The sequence below is a fragment of the Nonomuraea typhae genome (assembly GCF_009760925.1).
Taxonomy (GTDB): domain Bacteria; phylum Actinomycetota; class Actinomycetes; order Streptosporangiales; family Streptosporangiaceae; genus Nonomuraea; species Nonomuraea typhae.
In genome coordinates this window covers 1,253,964-1,270,630 of the sequence record NZ_VRLV01000001.1, presented here as the reverse complement: position 1 = coordinate 1,270,630, position 16,667 = coordinate 1,253,964, and the positions used below count along the sequence as shown (strand labels likewise).

Sequence of the window (16,667 nt, the reverse complement as noted above, 5' to 3'; positions counted from 1 at the left end):
GGCGTCAGGTCAGGGTGGCCAGGAGGGCGTCCAGGCGGGTGTAGCCCTCGCCGACTCCGCGTTCCATCGGTGACCGGAGGGCCACGTCGCGTATCTCCCTGGAGGGGTAGGTGATGTCGGTGGTCAGGGTGGTCCGGTTGCCGTGTTCGTCCAGGGTCTGGGTGACGAGCGATTCGCCCGCCACCCACTGGTCGTTGTAGGACTCGGTGAACACCAGCCGGATCTCGGGCACGATTTCCCGGAAAATCCCGCCATGGGCCATCTCGGCCCCGCCCGGCCCGGTGGAGACGTACCGCCACGCGCCGCCGGCCCGCAGGTCGATCTCGCACCGGACGATCTGCCACCCGTGCGCCCCCAGCCAGCGGGGCACCAGGTCGGGGTCGGTGAGCGCCGCCCACAGGAGCCTGCGGGGAGCGTCGAAGGACCGGATCATGACGAGCTCGGTCTCGCCCAGCGCCTCGACCGTCAGCGTCATGAGCGCTCCTTCAGCTCGCCCAGCAGGTCGTCGAGCCGCTGGTAGCTCTCCCGCCAGAAGTCCCGGTAGGTCTCCAGCCAGTCGACCGCGTCCTTGAGCGGCCCGGCGGCCAGCCGGCACCGGCGGCGCCGGGCCTCGCGGCCCCGGATGATGAGCCCGGCGGGTGGGGTCGGCCAGGGCGGCGAAGGTGGCGTCCAGCGTTCATGACTGTCGAGTCTCATGACTAACCGGTTGCCTACAAGGGCCTGCCGTGCCTGTCAAGCGGAGCCCCGGACCACGTTCGGGCCGGAGCCCGTCGAGCCGCGGACGATGAGCTCGGGCTGGAAGATCAGCTCGGAGTGGCGCTGCGCCGTCCCGGCCACCGCCTCCATCAGCGTGAGCACGGCCGCCGTCACCATCGCCTGGATGGGCTGGCGGACGGTGGTGAGCGGCGGGTCGGTGAAGGCGATGAGCGGCGAGTCGTCGTAGCCGACCACGGAGACGTCGCCGGGCACCGACAGGCCGCGCCCGCGGCAGGCCCGGATCGCGCCCAGCGCCATCAGGTCGCTGGCGCACACGATGCCCGTGCAGCCCTGGTCGAGCAACTGGGCGGCGGCGGCCTGGCCGCCCTCCACGGAGAACAGCGAGTGGGCCACCTGACCGGGACCGCCCACCGCCGCCCGGTAGCCCTCGATCTTCCTGATCACCGGCACGAAGCGGGCCGGGCCCGCCGCCAGGCCGATGCGGCTGTGGCCCAGGTCGGCCAGGTGCCGGACCGCGAGCCGCGCCGCCGTACGGTCGTCGGGGGAGATGAACGGCGCGGGCACGTCGGCGGCGTAGCCGTTGAGCAGCACGATCGGCACGCCCTGGCCGAGGACCTGCACGTAGCGGTCGCCGCGGGCGGTGGTGTCGGCGTGCCGGCCCGACAGGTAGACGATGCCGCAGACGCCGCGCTCGACCAGCAGCTCGGTGAACTCGTCCTCGGCCGCGCCGCCGGGCGTCTGGGTGCACAGCACGGGCGTGTAGCCGTGCTGGACCAGGGCCCGTTCGAAAGCCTGGGCGAACGCGGGGAAGATCGGGTTCTCCAGCTCGGGCGTGACCAGGCCGACCAGCCCCGCGCTGCGCCGGCGCAGGCGGGGCGAACGCTCGTACCCGAGCACGTCGAGCGCCGCCAGGACGGCCTGCCGGGTCGCGGGCGAGACGCCCGGCCGGCCGTTCAGGACCCTGCTGACCGTGGCCTCGCTGACCTCGGCCCGGGCGGCGATGTCGGCGAGCCTCACAGCTTCGTGGCGCCCGCGGTCAGGCCCGTGACCAGGTGCCGCTGCACGAGCAGGAAGACGACCGCGGCCGGGATCGCGATGAGCGCGGCGGCGGCGGTCAGCAGCCCCCAGTCGGACCAGTGCTGGCCGACGAACTGCTGCAGGCCGACGCCGAGCGTGCGCTTCTCCTCCTGGGTCATGAAGACGGTGGCGTAGGCGACCTCGCCCCAGGCGGTCATGAAGCAGTAGAAGGCGGTGACCGCCAGGCCCGGCCTGGCCAGCGGCAGCACCACCCGCCAGAACGCGCCGAACGGGGTGAGGCCGTCGACCATCCCGGCCTGGTCGATCTCCTGCGGAATGGTGTCGAAGTAGCTCTTCATCATCCAGGCGCAGAACGGCACCGCCACCGTCATGTAGGCGATGACCAGGCCGGGAACCTGGTTGAGCAGCTTCAGCGAGGCCATCAGGTTGTAGAGCGGCACGATGAGGATGGCCACGGGGAACATCTGGGTGATGAGCAGCAGCCACATGACGCCCCGGTAGCCGGGGAAGCGGAAGCGGCTGATGGCGTACCCCGTGGTGGCGGCCAGGAAGACGCCCAGCAGCATGGTCAGCCCGGCGACCAGCACCGAGTTGAGCAGCCAGGTCGGGAAGGCCGTCTCGGTCAGCACGCGGCCGTAGTTGCCGAGCGAGGGGCTGTTGAAGATCTCCAGTTCGGTGGAGAGCCAGCCGTCGCGCGGTTTGAGCGAGGTGAGGATGAGCCAGACGACCGGGAGGATCGAGATGAGCGAGGCGACGATGAGGGTCGCGTGCAACGCGATCGACGCCAGCGGGCCTCTCGCATCCCTTTTCAGCTGCTTTTTCACCACACCTCCCCGGTCTTGCGCAGGGCCCGCCGGTATCCGAAGGCCATGAGGACGAGGAGCAGCAGGATGATCACACCCCACGTGGCCGAGCCCGAGTAGTTGCGCACCCCGGTGAACGCCTCGCGGAAGGCGTAGGTGACCAGGATCTCGGTCTCGCTGCCCGGCCCGCCGCCGGTGACGAGGTAGATGACGGGGAACATGTTGAACGTCCAGATCGTGCCGAGCAGGATCACCGTGCTGGAGACGGCGCGCAGCGACGGCAGCGTGATGTTGGTGAACCGCTGCCACGGCGTGGCCCCGTCCACCTCGGCGGCCTCGTAGAGCTCCTTGGGGATCGACTGGAGCCCGCCGAGCATGGCGACCATCATGAACGGCACGCCGAGCCAGACGTTGACCGCGATCACCGCGATCCTGGCGGTGAACGGATCGTTCAGCCAGCCGACGGCTCCGAGCCCGGCCGCCTCGAGCATCGCGTTGATCACGCCGTAGTCGCTGTTGAACAGGTAGCGCCAGATGAAGGCGGCCACGAACGCGGGGATCGCCCACGGCAGGATCAGCAGCACCCGGTAGACCGACCGGAAGCGCAGCTTGCGGTGCAGCAGTACGGCGAGGCCGAGCCCGAGCCCGTAGTGCAGGGCCACGCAGGCCACGGTCCAGACGACCGTCCAGGCCAGCTTCGCCCAGAACAGGCCGCTGGTCAGGATGCCGAGGTAGTTCTCCAGGCCGACGAACTCATAGCGCGACGGGATGACGTTGACGCCGATCGTGCGGCCGACGTTGGCCTCGGTGGCGTCGGTGAGCGACAGGTAGACGCCGCGGGCCAGCGGCCAGCCGATCAGCACCGCCATGACGATGAGGACCGGCGCCACCATGGCCCAGGCGTACCAGTGGCGATGCCAGGGGCGTGGCCGGGCGCGGGCGCGCGCCGCCGCGCCCGGCCGCTTCTCGGTCAGCGAGACCGCCATGGAAGGTCAGCTCCAGTCCTTGAAGATGCCCCGGTACTTGTCCTCGACCGTCTTCATCATCTGCTCCGGCGTCTCCTTGCCGCCGACCAGCGCCTGGTAGCCCTCGAGCAGCGGCTGGAAGAGCTGGCCGCCCTCGGGGATCCACGGCCGGGGCACGGCCGAGTCGAGCACCGGCTTGAAGACGGTCACGTCCTTGTTGGCCTGGACGGCCGGGTCGGAGAAGGCGGACGTGCGCGGGGGCAGGAGGCCGAGCTTGCCCGACATCTTGGCCAGGCTCTCCTTGGAGGTCATGAACCTGACGAACTCGTAGCCGGCCGGGATGTTCTTGGAGCCGGCGTAGATGGCCAGGTTGTGGCCGCCGGTCGGGGCGCCGGCCTTGACGCTGCCCGCGGGGACCGGGGCGATGCCCAGGTTCGCCTTGTCGGAGAACTCCTTGCCCTGGTAGATCTCCGACAATGCCCACGGGCCGTTGTAGATCATCGCGGTCTTGCCGTCCTTGAAGGCGGTCATCGCGTTGACGTAGCTGTCCTGGACGGCGGGCTTGGCCGCGGCGCCGGAGGCGACCAGGTCGTTGACGGCCTGCATGGCCTTCACGTTGGCCGGGGAGTTGACCACGATCTTCTTGCCGGCCACGTCGAGGGTGTCGCCGCCCTCGCCGTACATGAAGGGGAGCAGGAAGTAGGCGTCCACGTTGAGCGCGAGGCCGGTGACGCCGGTCTTGGACTTGACGTCGAGGGCGGCCTGCTTGAGCTCGGCGACGTTCTTGGGCGGCGCGGTGTGGCCGGCCTTCTCCAGGAGCTTCTTGTTGTAGAGCAGGGCGAGGGTGTCGGTGACCTGCGGCACCGCATACGTCTTGTCCTGATATTTCGTGCTGCTGAGGGGGCCGGGGAGAAAGTCGGACTCGTTGTCGATCGCCCGCGAGCCGTCCAGAGGCTGCAGGTACCCCAGCGAGGCGAACTGCGAGGTCCAGGCCACCTCGGCGCGGATCACGTCCGGCGCGCCGGCGCCCGCCTGGGCGGCGGTCTGGAACTGGTTCTGCGCCTGGTCGAACGGCACGTTGACGTACTTGACCTTGATGGCCGGGTACTTCGCCTGGAACTCCTTGATCAGCTCCTGGAAGACGGGCCCCTCACTGTCCGGCCGGGTGGTGTCCCACCAGGTGATCTCGCCGCTGATCTTCGACGGGTCGGCCGCCGACTGCGCGGGGGCGGGCGCCGCGCTCTCACCACCGCCGCAGGCGGAAACCGCCAGGGCCAGGGCCGCAACGACCGCCGCAGCCGGAAAGGCTCGCCGCATGGTCCATCTCCTCAAGTACTCAGGGAACCGGTGAAGCACCCCGGAGGTTACGCCCGGATCATGAGATTCGGAAGAATTTTCTGCAAGGTCTGCAAACTTGTTACATCTGAAGGGTCGATCACCGGCCGTCTTGCTGTAATCCGCTGCAAGGCATTGCAAGGGGCGGGCCGGAAGCGTAACTTCCGGGCAACAGCCCACATTTCTCCTGGAGCCTCCCGTGCGCCCCTCCTTACGCACGCTCACCGCCGCCCTGCTGCTGACGACCTGCCTCGCCGTCCCCGCCTCGGCCTCTTCCGAGCCCTCCGGCAGGGAACTGGCCAGGGACGCGACGCGGACGGAGCTCACCCGCGAACGGTTCTACTTCGCCATGACCGACCGTTTCGCCAACGGAGACCCGGGCAACGACCGCGGCGGCCTGACCGGCGACCGGCAGCGCACCGGTTTCGACCCCGCAGGCAAGGGCTACTACCACGGCGGCGACCTGAAGGGCCTGATCGACCGGCTCGGCTACATCCAGGGCCTCGGCACCACCGCCCTGTGGATCACCCCGGCCTTCCACAACCGTCCCGTCCAGGGGGACTCGGCCGGATACCACGGCTACTGGATCACCGACTTCACCCGCATCGACCCGCACCTGGGCACCAACGCCGAGATGAAACGCCTGGTCAAGGAGGCGCATCGGCGCGGCATGAAGGTGTTCTTCGACATCATCACCAACCACACCGCCGACGTCATCTCCTATCGGGAGGGCGGCACGGCGTACCGATCCAAGGGCGCCTACCCGTACGTGGACGCCGAAGGCCGGCCCTTCGACGACCGGGTCGGCCCGTTCCCGAAGGTCACGATCGGCTCCTTCCCCTACACCCCGATCGGCTCGCGCACGGCGAAGACCCCGGCCTGGCTCAACGACCCGACGATGTACCACAACCGGGGCGACTCCACCTTCACCGGCGAGAGCTCCGAATACGGCGACTTCGCCGGCCTGGACGACCTGTGGACCGAACGCCCCGAGGTCGTCCAGGGCATGATCGACATCCACCGGACCTGGGTGCGGGAGACGGGCGTCGACGGCTTCCGCGTCGACACCGCCAAGCACGTCAACATGGAGTTCTGGGAGCGCTTCTCCCCCGCGCTCAACCGGGGCCGCTTCTTCGTGTTCGGCGAGGTCTTCAGCGCCGACCCGGCCTTCACCAGCCGCTACTCCACGCGCGGCGGCATGGACGCCACCCTCGACTTCCCCTTCCAGGAGGCCGCCCGCTCCTACGCCTCCGGCCGGGGCGGCGCCGCCAAGCTGGCGGAGCTGTACGCGGCCGACGACCGGCACCTGGACGCCGACTCCAACGCCGCCTCGCTGCCGACCTTCCTCGGCAACCACGACATGGGCCGCATCGGCCACTTCCTGCGCCAGGACGCCCCCGAGCCGGAGTCCCTCGCCCGCGATCGGCTCGCGCACGAGCTGATGTACCTGACCCGCGGCCAGCCGGTCGTCTACTACGGCGACGAGCAGGGTTTCACCGGTGCCGGAGGCGACAAGGACGCCCGGGCCCCGATGTTCGCCTCGGCGACGCCCGACTACCTGGACGACGACCTGATCGGCACCGACGCCACCCACGCGCGCGACAACTACGACCCCGCGCATCCCCTCTACCGCCACATCGCCGCCCTCGCCGCCCTGCGCGAGCACCACCCGGCCCTGGCCGACGGCGCCCAGATCGAGCGCCTGGCCACCGGGGGTCTGTACGCCTTCTCCCGCATCGACGCGGGCCGGCAGGTCGAGTACGTGGTGGCGGTCAACAACGCCGCGGCACCGGTGACCGCGCGCATCCCGACGTACTCGCCGTCGATGCCGTTCCAGCAGCTGTACGGCGGCGCCGCCACCCCGGCCAGCGGAGCCGACGCCGTGCTGGCCGTGACCGTGCCGGCGATGTCGTCGGTCGTCTTCCGGGCCGCCGGCAGACTGGCCGCTCCGGACCAGGCGCCCCGGATCTCCCTCACCCTGCCCGGCGGCGACCTGCGGGGCACGCCCGGCGACGAGCGCGTCGAGATCCGGGCAACGGTGCCGGGCACCGGGTTCGACCAGGTGACCTTCGCCGCCCGGGCCGGCGACGGGCCGTGGAAGGTCCTGGGCACCGATGACGCGCCGGGCGCCGGCCGTACCTTCCGTATATTTCATGACCTGAGGGGGATCGCGGCGGGCACCCCGATCACCTACAAGGCGGTCGTCAAGGACTCCGCCGGCCGGTACGCCTCGGCGAAGGCGCAGGCCGGGAAAGGACCCGGCCCCGAGCCCGAGCCTCCGGTGAAGCGGGACTGGCTGGTCGTGCACTACCAGCGCCAGGACTACGACGGCTGGGGCCTGCACGTGCAGGGCGACGTCGAGCGGCCCACCACGTGGGACGACCCCCTGCCGTTCCAGGGCGAGGACGGCTTCGGCCGCTTCGCCTGGATCAAGCTCAAGCCGGGTGCCGCCGGCGTCGTCGTCCTCCCCCACAGGGGCGACCAGAAGGACGGCGGCGAGCGGATCGTCAACCCCGCGCGCGGCGGCGAGGTGTGGCTGGCCGAGGGCAGGGAGCAGGTGTACGGCTCCCGCCAGGCCGCGCAGGGGTACGCCACCGTGCACTACCGCCGCGCCGACGCCGCCTACCAGGGCTGGGGCCTGCACCTGTGGGGCGAGGCGGTGGCCGAGCCGACCGACTGGGCGAACCCGGAACCGCCCGATGGGATCGGCGCGTCCGGCGCGCACTGGCGGGTTCCGCTCAAGGCGCCCGAGCAGCCGGTGAACTTCATCGTGCACCGGGGCGACGAGAAGGACCCCGGCCCCGACCAGTCGTTCACCGGGGCGGAGGCGTACGTGAACTCGGGAGACGCGGCCGTGCACGCCTCCAGGGCGGCGGCCGACAACGTCGCGGTGCTGCACTACCACCGCCCGGACGGGCGCTACGACGGCTGGGGCCTGCACGTGTGGGGCGGCGCCGCCACGCCGACCGGCTGGAACGCCCCGCTGCCTCCGGCGGGCCGCGACGGTTTCGGGGTGTACTGGAGGGTGCCACTGGCGGAGGGCGCGAAAGGGCTGAGCTACATCGTGCACAACGGCGACGAGAAGGATCAGGCTGCCGACCAGCGGCTCGACGGCAACGAGGCGTGGAAACTGGCAGGCGTGGACGGGCACGTGCTCCCGCAGCCCGCGGGCGGCGTCCCGGACGTGGACCTGACGAAGCTGCGCGCCCACTGGATCTCCCGCGACACCGTCCTGTGGCCGGCGGCCGGAGACACGGTCAAGGCCCTGGAGTCCGCGCACGGCGCCGCCAAGCGGCTGATCCGCCTGCTTCCCGGCACGCTCACCGACGCGCAGAAGGCGGCGTGGCCGCATCTGAAGGCGCTGCCCGCCTACAAGGTGGACCCGCGCGACACCGGCCTGGTGCCGGAGGCGCTGCGCGGCCAGGTGGCGGCGGTGGAGCGCAGCGCCGCGGGCAGGCTGGTGAGCGCGACCGGCGTCCAGCTCCCCGGCGTCCTGGACGACCTCTACGCGACGGACGAGCCGCTGGGGTACGCCGGAGGCCGCCTGGCCCTCTGGGCGCCGACCGCCCAGCAGGTCAGGCTGGCGTTGTACGACGGCGGTGACCGTACGGAGCACGACATGCGGCGCGAGGCGAAGACCGGCGTGTGGTCGGTGCGCGCGCCCGCGTCGTGGCTGGGCCGGGACTACACCTACCTGGTCACCGTCTACTCCCCCGCCGAGGGCAGGGTCGTCACCAACGAGGTCACCGACCCCTACAGCGTGGCCGTGGCCCCCGACGGCGTCCGCAGCCGCCTGGCTGACCTGGCGCGGCAACGTCCCACCGGCTGGGAGACCCTGGCCAAACCCCCGGCGAAACCCGCGAAGACCGTCTACGAGCTCCACGTCCGCGACTTCTCGGCCGCCGACCGGAGCGTCCCCGCGGCCGTGCGCGGCACCTACGGGGCGTTCACCGGCGACGGCGCGGGCATGCGGGCGCTGCGCGACCTGGCCCGCGACGGGCTCACGCACGTGCACCTGCTGCCGGTCTTCGACGTGGCCACGATCCCCGAGCGCGCGGCCGACCGCGCCGAGCCCGGCTGCGACCTGGCCGCGATGCCGCCCGACTCGCCGCTGCAGCAGGAGTGCGTGGCCAGGACGGCGGCCAGGGACGCCTTCAACTGGGGCTACGACCCGCTGCACTACTCGGTGCCCGAGGGATCGTACGCCGCGGACCCCGATCAGCGCACCCGGGAGTTCCGGGCGATGGTGGCCGGGCTGAACCGGGCGGGGCTGCGCGTGGTGATGGACGTGGTCTACAACCACACCCACTCCGCGCGGACGCTGGACGCGATCGTGCCCGGCTACTACCACCGGCTGCTGGCCGACGGCAGTGTCGCCACCTCGACCTGCTGCCCGAACACCGCGCCCGAGCACGCCATGATGGGCCGGCTCGTGGTCGACTCGGTGGTGACCTGGGCCCGCGAGTACAAGATCGACGGCTTCCGCTTCGACCTCATGGGCCACCACCCGAAGAGCAACATCCTGGCCGTCCGCAAGGCCCTGGACCGGCTCACGCCCGCCGGGGACGGCGTCAACGGCAAGGAGATCCTGCTGTACGGCGAGGGCTGGGACTTCGGCGAGGTGGCAGGCGGCGCCCGCTTCCCGCAGGCCACGCAGGCGAACCTGGCCGGGACCGGGATCGGCACGTTCAACGACCGCCTGCGCGACGGAGTGCGGGGCGGCGGGCCGTTCGACGCCGACCCCCGGCTCCAGGGGTTCGGCTCGGGGCTGGCCGGTGACGTCAACGACGCCCCGGGCAACCGGGACGCGGCGGCGCGGCTGCGGCACTACCAGGACCTCGTCATGCTCGGCCTGACCGGGAACCTGCGGGACTACGTGCTGCCCGGCGGCCGGACGGGCGCGGAGGTGTCCTACAACGGCTCCCCAGCCGGATATGCCGCCCAGACCTCTGATGTCGTGACTTATGTCGATGCCCATGACAACGAGACGCTTTTCGATGCCCTGGCCTACAAACTGCCGCAAGAAAGGGATATGTCGGCACGTGTCAGGATGCAGGGGCTCGCGCTGGCCACGGTCCTGCTCGCCCAGGGGACCGCGTTCGTGCACGCCGGGAGCGAACGGCTGCGCTCGAAGTCGCTGGACCGCAACTCCTACGACTCCGGTGACTGGTTCAACCGCCTGCACTGGGACTGCGCGCAGGGCAACGGCTTCGGGGCCGGGCTGCCGCCGGAAGCGGACAACGCGGGCCGCTGGCCGTACGCGCGACCGCTGCTGGCCGATCCGGCGCTGCGCCCGGACTGCGCGGCGATCACGACGGCCCGCGCCCGCTTCGGGGAGTTCCTGCGCATCCGCGGCTCGTCGCCGTTGTTCGCGCTGCCGGCGGCCGAGGCCCGCGCGCGCATCTCCTTCCCGGTCACGCGGCCCGGGGTGATCGTCATGCGGCTGGACGGAACCGGCCTCGACCCGCGCTGGAGCTCGATCACCGTCGTCTTCAACGCCACCCCGTCGGCGGCCGGGGCGACCGTGAAGGAGCTGCAGGGCACCGCGACCACGCTCCACCCCGAGCAGGCCGACCCGGTGGCCGCGGGCTCGGCCTTCGACCCGGCGACCGGCACCCTGACCGTCCCCGGCAGAACCGCGGCGGTGTTCGTGACCTGACCTAGAATCTGCGCCTGTGGAGCGGCTCATTCAGGCGGCGATGGAGTGCGTCGCCGCGTACGGCTATCGCAAGACCTCCCTCAGCGACGTGGCCGCCCGGGCCGGGGTCTCGCGGGCCACGGTCTACCGCGCGATCGGCTCCAAGGACCGGCTGGGCGAGCTGATCGTGCGGCACGAGGGCGCCCGGTTCATCGAGGAGGTGCGGCGCATCTTCGCCGCCGACGTGCCGCCCGAGGAGCAGATCGCCGCCGCCGTGGAGTTCGCGCTGGAGTTCACCTCCGGCCACGACGTGCTGCAGCGCATGCTCATGGAGGAGCCGGAGGAGCTGTTCACCATGCTCATCGAGCGGCCGGGGCACACGGCGTTCATCACGTTCCTGACCGAGGGGATGGCGCCGCTGCTGGCCGCGGGCCCGCACGCGCACCTGCTGCGGGTGGCGCCGGAGCAGGCGGTGGAGTTCACCACCAGGGTCGTGCTGAGCCTGATCGCCCACCCGACCACCACGCTGGGCGGCAGCCGGGAGATCGCCCGGTTCATATGGGCAGCGATTGCCCGCCCAGCGTCACCCGCATGAACCACTCCTCGGTGCCGGCGACCGCCGGGTGGTCGCGGTGGGCGTCGAGCACCCAGCGCCACGTGGGGTCGGCCGCGGCCAGCTCGTCGTATGCCTGCCGTACCGCGTCGGGCGGGGCGCCCTGCTCCAGGAGGGCGTCCATGCGTGCCCCGAGTGCGGCATACCACCGCCGTGCCAGATCCCTCAGCACGTCCTCGGGAACCGCGGGGTCGCCGCTGCTTCTGGCCCTGGCCAGCGCGGCCTGGAGTTCCTCTCGCCGGGTCTCCATCGACCCTCCTCAACACGAGACGCTGAGACGAATGGATCTAGCTGTCTCATGTTTACTACACGCGGACCCGGTGTGGGCGGTGAGTCCGGTCACACGGGGACGCGATCACATGAGCGTCGGCCTCCGCGAGCGGTGCCGGGCGCGGCGGGTGAGCTGCGGGGGGTCGAGGATGATGAGGTCGCCGCCGTCCCGCGCGATCCAGCCGCGGCGGGTGAAGTCGCCGAGGATCTGGTTCACGCGCTCGCGCGAGGCCCGCACGTGGTGGGCGAGGTCGTCCTGGCTGAGGTCCAGCGTCAGCCGCAACCCCATGCCGGTACGGCGGGCGAACCGGGCCCCCTGCTCCACCAGCACCCGCGCCACGCGCGTGGCCACGTCCACCCCGGCGGCGTCCTCGAACCGGTCGTTCATCCGGCGAATCCGGGCGGCCAGCAGGCTCATGAGCCGCCGCGACGCCTCCGGGTGCCTGTCCAGCCAATCCGACATGTCCGTCGCGGAGGTGCGGCAGGCGGCGGTGTCCCGGACGGCCACGGCGGTGGCCTGCCGCGGGGCGGCGTCGAACACGCACAGCTCACCCAGCAACTCCCCCGGCCCGGACATGGTCAGCAGGCTCTCGCCGCCGTGCGGCCCCGGCCGGGTGAGCTTCACCTTCCCGCTCAGCAGGACCAGAACGTGATCACCCGGATCCCCCTCGGCGAACAGCCGCTCACCCCGCCGGAAGGCCACCGGCACGGCCGGCCCGAGGAAGTCCGCCACCGCCGCGCCGGGCAACCCGGCCAGGAGGGGGACGGCGGCCAGATCACCCGGCGCCCCGGCACTCCAGGAACCCCGGAACCCCCCACCGCGGCCCGGCCCCGCGGCAGAGCCGGACCCGGCAGCAGAGCCGCCTCCGGCGGCGGAACCAGGCCCCACGGGAAAGCCGGATCCCGGAACGGAACCGGATCCCGGAACGGAACCCGGAGTCGTGGCGGAGCCGGGAGCCATGGCGGAGCCGGATCCCGGGGCGGGGTCTGGAGTCGGGGCGGGGACGGGGGTCATGGCAGGATTCCGAGGGTCTGGGCCAGGGCGTACTCGTCGGCGAAGAACCATGCCTCCACGACCTTGCCGCCCGACAGCCGCCAGATGCCGACCTCCAGCACCTCCACCGGCCGGCCCGTGGCCGCCTGCCCGAACAGGGTGCCGGCGTGCGTGCCGCGGACGGTCCACACCGCCCACACCCGGTCCCCCTTGGCGATCATGGCGAGCACCTCGTCGTACCGGTCGGGGATGCCCTCCGGCCGGTACGGCCGGCCGGATCGGACGGCCAGGTGGGCCATGCCCCGCCGGTGCACGACGGCCTCCGGTGCCGTGTACGCCCGGCGGCCCTCGACCGTGGCGCGCCGCAGCGCCCTGATCACCTCGAGGTTCCGCCGTTCCTCCTCGGTATGGAGCGGTGCGATCCGCGGCTCGGCGAGCATCTCAGCCCCTTTCAGGGTGTAATCACGAAATATCCGGACAAGTCGATGGGCTTGTCCGCCAAGCCGTACGTCACCATCGCGTCGGCGATCCGCTGGACCTGCGGCCGGAGCGCGACCGGGTCCGCCGTCTCCAGGTAGGTGTTGACGATCACCTTCCCCGCCACCCCCGCCTCGATCGTGGTGAACTCGGGCAGCGCCGCCTTCACCTCGGCCGGGTTGGCGTTGGCGTAGGCCGTGGCCTTGAGCAGTGCCCGCTGGAACCCGGCCAGCGCCTTGGGGTTGGCCGCGGCGAACCTCTCCGACACCAGATAGCCGCCCACGGCGTACCCGGACAGTTCGCCGGAGGAGGTGTCGTAGATCGACCGGGCCCCGAGCCGGTCGATCATGAGCGTGCGGAACGGGTCGCTGGTGCACGTGGCCGCCACCTCGCCCGAGTCCAGCACGTTGGCGTGCTCGGGCGGCGCGACGGGCGTGAACTGGACGGTGTCGGCGGGCAGCCCCTGCGCCTTGAGCCCCGAGCGGACGTTGAGGATGCAGATCGTGCTCGGCGACAGGACGGCGACCTTCTGGCCCTTCAGGTCGCCGAGGCCGCGCGCCTTGGAGTTCTTGCTCACCAGCACCTGCTGCGAGCCGGTGACCGCGGTGTCGGTGAGGGCCACGAGCTTGACGCCCAGGCCCTTGGCGTAGGCGGACAGGCTGCTGACCACGTTGGACCAGGCCATGTCCACCTGGCCGCCGACCACGGCCTCGACGGTGCTGCCCGAGCCGAGGTCCACGTCGGCCTTGACGGTCAGGCCCTCGGCGGCGAAGTACCCCTTGTCGATGGCCAGGTGCAGCGGGACGTTGCTGACGTTGGCCGGGTTGCTGATGGTGATCGTCGTGGTAGTCGGGGTGGCGCCTGCGCCGCAGGCGGCGGTCAGCAGCAGAACCGAGCAGACGATGAACGTGCGGGTCACGGGGCTCTCCTCAGGACGCGTCCTTGATGTGCTGGGCCACCTCGCTGCGCTGGCGCACGAAGGCCGGCAGCGACTTGGTGGCGATCTGGTCGCGTACGCGCGGCAGCTCGATGACGAGTTCGGCCAGCACGCTCCCCGGCGACCTGCGCAAGACGATGAGCCGGTCGGCGAGGTAGACCGACTCGTCGATGTCGTGGGTGACGAACATGATCGTCATCCCGAACTCCAGGTGGACCCGGCGGGTCAGATCCTCCAGGCCCGAGCGGGTCTGGGCGTCGACCGAGGCGAACGGCTCGTCCATGAGCAGCACCTGGGGCCGGTAGGCCAGGGCGCGGGCGATGGCGACCCGCTGCTGCATGCCGCCGGACAGCTGCCACGGGTACCGCTCCGCCTTGCCGTCCAGGCCGACGGCCGCCAGCGAGTGCTCCACCCGCTCGCGGATCTCGCCCTTCGGCAGCCGGGAGGTCTCCAGCGGGAAGGCGATGTTGGCGCCGACCTTCATCCAGGGGAACAACGAGCGGCCGTAGTCCTGGAAGACGACGGCCAGGCCGTCCGGGACGCCCGTCACCTCGCGGCCGTGGACGCTCACCTGGCCGCGGGTGGCCGGGATCAGCCCCGCCACGCACTTGAGCAGGGTCGTCTTCCCGCAGCCCGAGGGCCCGACGATGGACAGCAGCTCGCCCTCCTTCACCTCGAAGGAGAGGTTGTGCAGCGCCGCGTGCCCCTCGCCGTAGGTCTTGGACAGGTTGCGCACCTGGAGAGCGGTCATGCGGGGCGACTCCTTAGAACGCGCCGCTCGGCGGCGAGGAAGAGCACGTTGAGCAGGTATCCGATGAGGCCGAGCAGGACGATGGCCGCCCACACGTCGAGGATCTCGAAGGTGCGCTGGGCGTTGATGAGGAAGTGGCCGAGCCCGTGGTCGGCCAGCAGCCACTCCGAGAGCACCATGAGGATGAGCGAGAGCGACAACGTCACCCGCATCCCGGCGACGATCTTCGGCAGCGCCGCCGGGATGACCACCTTGACGAGCTGGGTCCGGGTGGGAATGTGGAACGCGCGGGCCGTCTCCCGGTACATCGGATCCACCGAGCGCACGCCCTGCATGGTGTTGAGCAGCACCGGCCAGGCGCACCCGAAGGTGATCAGCCCGATGCGCATGAGGTCGCCCGCGCCGAAGACCAGCAGGAACACCGGGACGATCGCCGGCTTGGGCAGCGAGCGCAGGAAGTCGACCGGCGGATCGACGTACCCGGCCGCGGCCGTCCACTGCCCCGCGGCCAGCCCGATCGCCACCCCGGCCACGGCCCCGGCCAGCCACCCGGCCAGCGCCCTGAGCACGCTGGGCCCGGCGTCGAGCCAGAACCGCTCGGTCAGCAGCGGCTCGCCGAACCACAGCTCGGCCATCCGCGCCGCGATCCGCGCCGGCGGCGGGAAGAACGGGGATCCGGCGGCCCACGCCGCCCACTGCCAGAGCAGCACGGCCAGCAGGATCGGCCCCAGCCGTACGGCCAGCCGTCCCGGCCATCCCCGTGAAGCGCTCATGAGGGCCCCTTCCCGTCCCAGGCCACGAGCCGGGCCGCGCCCGCCACGGTGACCCAGTTCATGACGTAGCCGAGCACCCCGGCCAGCGTGACCGCGGCGAAGACCGTGTCCGCCCGGAATCCCGCGTAGCCGGCGCGCAGGATGACGTAGCCGATCCCGTCCTGCGTGCCGACGGCGATCTCGGCGGCGATGCCCACGGTCAGCCCGGTGGCCAGCGCCAGGCGCAGCCCGGTCAGCATGAGCGGCAGCGCACTCGGCAGCACGACCCGCCACCAGGTCCGCAGCAGCGGCACCCGGAAGCTGCGCGCCGTCTCCAGCGCGACCGGGTCCACGCTCCGCACGCCGTACACGGTGTTGAACAGCAGCGGCCACAGCGCCACGAAGGCCACGATCGTCACCTTCATCTGCAGCCCCTGGCCCATGACCAGGACGAGCAGCGGGATGATCGCGATCCCGGGCACCGACCGCAGCGAGTCGATGATCGGGGTCAGTCCCAGCGCGGCCAGCCGGTAGGAGCCGATCAGCACGCCCAGCGGCACCGCGATCGCGGCCGCGACGGCCACGCCGCCCAGCACCGCGACGAGCGTGGCCCACACCTCGGCGAGGAACGCCGGCTCGGCCAGCAGCCGCAGCGCCTCGGGCAGGATCACGGTCGCGGGCGGCAGCAGCCTGGCGTCCACCGGTTCCAGCCGGGCGAACACCTCGAAGGCCAGAGTCAGCACCGCCGCGCCCGCCGTACCCCTGAGGATGGCGCCGGCCGCGCCGCGGGAGGGACGGCGGCGCTCGCCCGTGCGGCGCGGTTCCGCGCGCACGCCGGTGGTGGTGACGGGCGTGTTCACGGCGCCCCCGCCGGTCCCGCGGAGATCGAGCGGGTACGGCCGGCCGACACGGCCACCCCGGCCAGGAGGCCCGCGCCGACCAGAGCCGCCCCCCAGACGGCGCCGTTCAGCGCGAGGCCGTACACGGCGTCCACCGCGAACGCGCCGGGGCCGGTGAAGGCGACGCAGGCGGTGGCGGCGAGCAGCACCAGCTCGTATTCGAACCCGTTGCGGCGGCGCGAGAGGCCGTTCGGCAGGTGCAGGATCACGATGTTGGCGAACGTGCCAGCCAGCATGAGCACCGCGAGCGGGGTCAGCGCCCCGGCGGCCAGCAGCAGGCCGCCCGCCGTTTCCGTGAGCCCGGCGACGGCGGCCATGACCAGCGGCGGCCGGTAGCCCATGCGGCCGAAGAAGGCGGCCGCGCCCTTCAGGCCGTCGGCGCCCCACCAGCCGAAGAGTTTCTCCGTGCCGTGGTAGGCCATGACCAGGCCGACCACGAGGCGGAGGACGAGCAACCCGATGTCCATCTCCGTGCTCC

16 protein-coding genes are annotated in these 16,667 nt (G+C 71.7%); 2 read left to right on the top strand and 14 right to left on the bottom strand.

All coding sequences use genetic code 11. The features are described from left to right. Window positions 1–4: 4 nt before the first annotated feature. From FVE25_RS05890 to FVE25_RS05865, 6 genes are read right to left on the bottom strand one after another with little or no spacing between them, the layout of a single operon-like run. Window positions 5–475 carry an SRPBCC family protein gene (locus FVE25_RS05890; protein ID WP_157245304.1) on the bottom strand — a complete coding sequence of 157 codons (471 nt, stop codon included), beginning with the start codon at window positions 473–475 and terminating at the stop codon, window positions 5–7. Then, complete coding sequence (locus tag FVE25_RS05885; protein WP_157245303.1) at window positions 472–696, bottom strand: hypothetical protein; 225 nt, start codon at window positions 694–696, stop codon at window positions 472–474. The genes FVE25_RS05890 and FVE25_RS05885 overlap by 4 nt, the downstream gene beginning before the upstream one ends. A gap of 36 nt (window positions 697–732) precedes the next feature. After that, window positions 733–1,734, bottom strand: coding sequence for a LacI family DNA-binding transcriptional regulator (locus tag FVE25_RS05880; protein ID WP_157245302.1), 1,002 nt, complete (start codon window positions 1,732–1,734; stop codon window positions 733–735). Then, window positions 1,731–2,579: a sugar ABC transporter permease gene (locus FVE25_RS05875; RefSeq protein ID WP_246266647.1), complete on the bottom strand. Its 849-nt coding sequence runs from the start codon at window positions 2,577–2,579 to the stop codon at window positions 1,731–1,733. The genes FVE25_RS05880 and FVE25_RS05875 overlap by 4 nt, the downstream gene beginning before the upstream one ends. Beyond that, window positions 2,576–3,544: a carbohydrate ABC transporter permease gene (locus FVE25_RS05870; RefSeq protein WP_157245301.1), complete on the bottom strand. Its 969-nt coding sequence runs from the start codon at window positions 3,542–3,544 to the stop codon at window positions 2,576–2,578. The genes FVE25_RS05875 and FVE25_RS05870 overlap by 4 nt, the downstream gene beginning before the upstream one ends. Window positions 3,545–3,550: 6 nt before the next feature. Next, a complete protein-coding gene (locus FVE25_RS05865) occupies window positions 3,551–4,840 on the bottom strand; it encodes an extracellular solute-binding protein (protein ID WP_157245300.1) in 1,290 nt (429 codons plus the stop codon). 217 nt (window positions 4,841–5,057) lie between these two features. Here FVE25_RS05865 and pulA point away from each other — a divergent pair, with 217 nt between their 5' ends. Both pulA and FVE25_RS05855 read left to right on the top strand, forming a co-directional pair. Further along, window positions 5,058–10,517, top strand: a complete 5,460-nt coding sequence (gene pulA, locus FVE25_RS05860) for a pullulanase-type alpha-1,6-glucosidase (protein ID WP_246266645.1) — start codon at window positions 5,058–5,060, stop codon at window positions 10,515–10,517. Between the two features lie 16 nt (window positions 10,518–10,533). Beyond that, window positions 10,534–11,091, top strand: coding sequence for a TetR/AcrR family transcriptional regulator (locus FVE25_RS05855; protein WP_157245299.1), 558 nt, complete (start codon window positions 10,534–10,536; stop codon window positions 11,089–11,091). Here the strand turns inward: FVE25_RS05855 and FVE25_RS05850 are convergent. The 8 genes from FVE25_RS05850 to FVE25_RS05815 all read right to left on the bottom strand — a co-directional run bounded on the left by FVE25_RS05850 (window position 11,051) and on the right by FVE25_RS05815 (window position 16,656). After that, window positions 11,051–11,359, bottom strand: coding sequence for a hypothetical protein (locus FVE25_RS05850; protein WP_157245298.1), 309 nt, complete (start codon window positions 11,357–11,359; stop codon window positions 11,051–11,053). The two genes, FVE25_RS05855 and FVE25_RS05850, sit on opposite strands and share 41 nt — an antisense overlap. Before the next feature lie 105 nt (window positions 11,360–11,464). Continuing rightward, window positions 11,465–12,268 carry a Crp/Fnr family transcriptional regulator gene (locus tag FVE25_RS05845; protein WP_181019456.1) on the bottom strand — a complete coding sequence of 268 codons (804 nt, stop codon included), beginning with the start codon at window positions 12,266–12,268 and terminating at the stop codon, window positions 11,465–11,467. 122 nt (window positions 12,269–12,390) lie between these two features. Then, window positions 12,391–12,813, bottom strand: a complete 423-nt coding sequence (locus tag FVE25_RS05840; protein ID WP_157245296.1) for an ester cyclase — start codon at window positions 12,811–12,813, stop codon at window positions 12,391–12,393. An 11-nt stretch (window positions 12,814–12,824) separates the two neighbouring features. After that, window positions 12,825–13,769, bottom strand: a complete 945-nt coding sequence (locus tag FVE25_RS05835; protein WP_157245295.1) for an ABC transporter substrate-binding protein — start codon at window positions 13,767–13,769, stop codon at window positions 12,825–12,827. A gap of 10 nt (window positions 13,770–13,779) precedes the next feature. After that, complete coding sequence (locus tag FVE25_RS05830) at window positions 13,780–14,538, bottom strand: ABC transporter ATP-binding protein (RefSeq protein WP_157245294.1); 759 nt, start codon at window positions 14,536–14,538, stop codon at window positions 13,780–13,782. Next, complete coding sequence (locus FVE25_RS05825; protein WP_157245293.1) at window positions 14,535–15,311, bottom strand: ABC transporter permease; 777 nt, start codon at window positions 15,309–15,311, stop codon at window positions 14,535–14,537. Before FVE25_RS05825 ends, FVE25_RS05830 begins: the two co-directional genes overlap by 4 nt. Further along, window positions 15,308–16,150 carry an ABC transporter permease gene (locus FVE25_RS05820; RefSeq protein ID WP_157245292.1) on the bottom strand — a complete coding sequence of 281 codons (843 nt, stop codon included), beginning with the start codon at window positions 16,148–16,150 and terminating at the stop codon, window positions 15,308–15,310. The genes FVE25_RS05825 and FVE25_RS05820 overlap by 4 nt, the downstream gene beginning before the upstream one ends. Beyond that, the gene (locus tag FVE25_RS05815; protein ID WP_157245291.1) at window positions 16,147–16,656 is read right to left on the bottom strand and encodes a DoxX family protein; all 510 of its coding nucleotides are present in this window, start codon (window positions 16,654–16,656) and stop codon (window positions 16,147–16,149) included. Before FVE25_RS05815 ends, FVE25_RS05820 begins: the two co-directional genes overlap by 4 nt. Window positions 16,657–16,667: the final 11 nt, after the last annotated feature.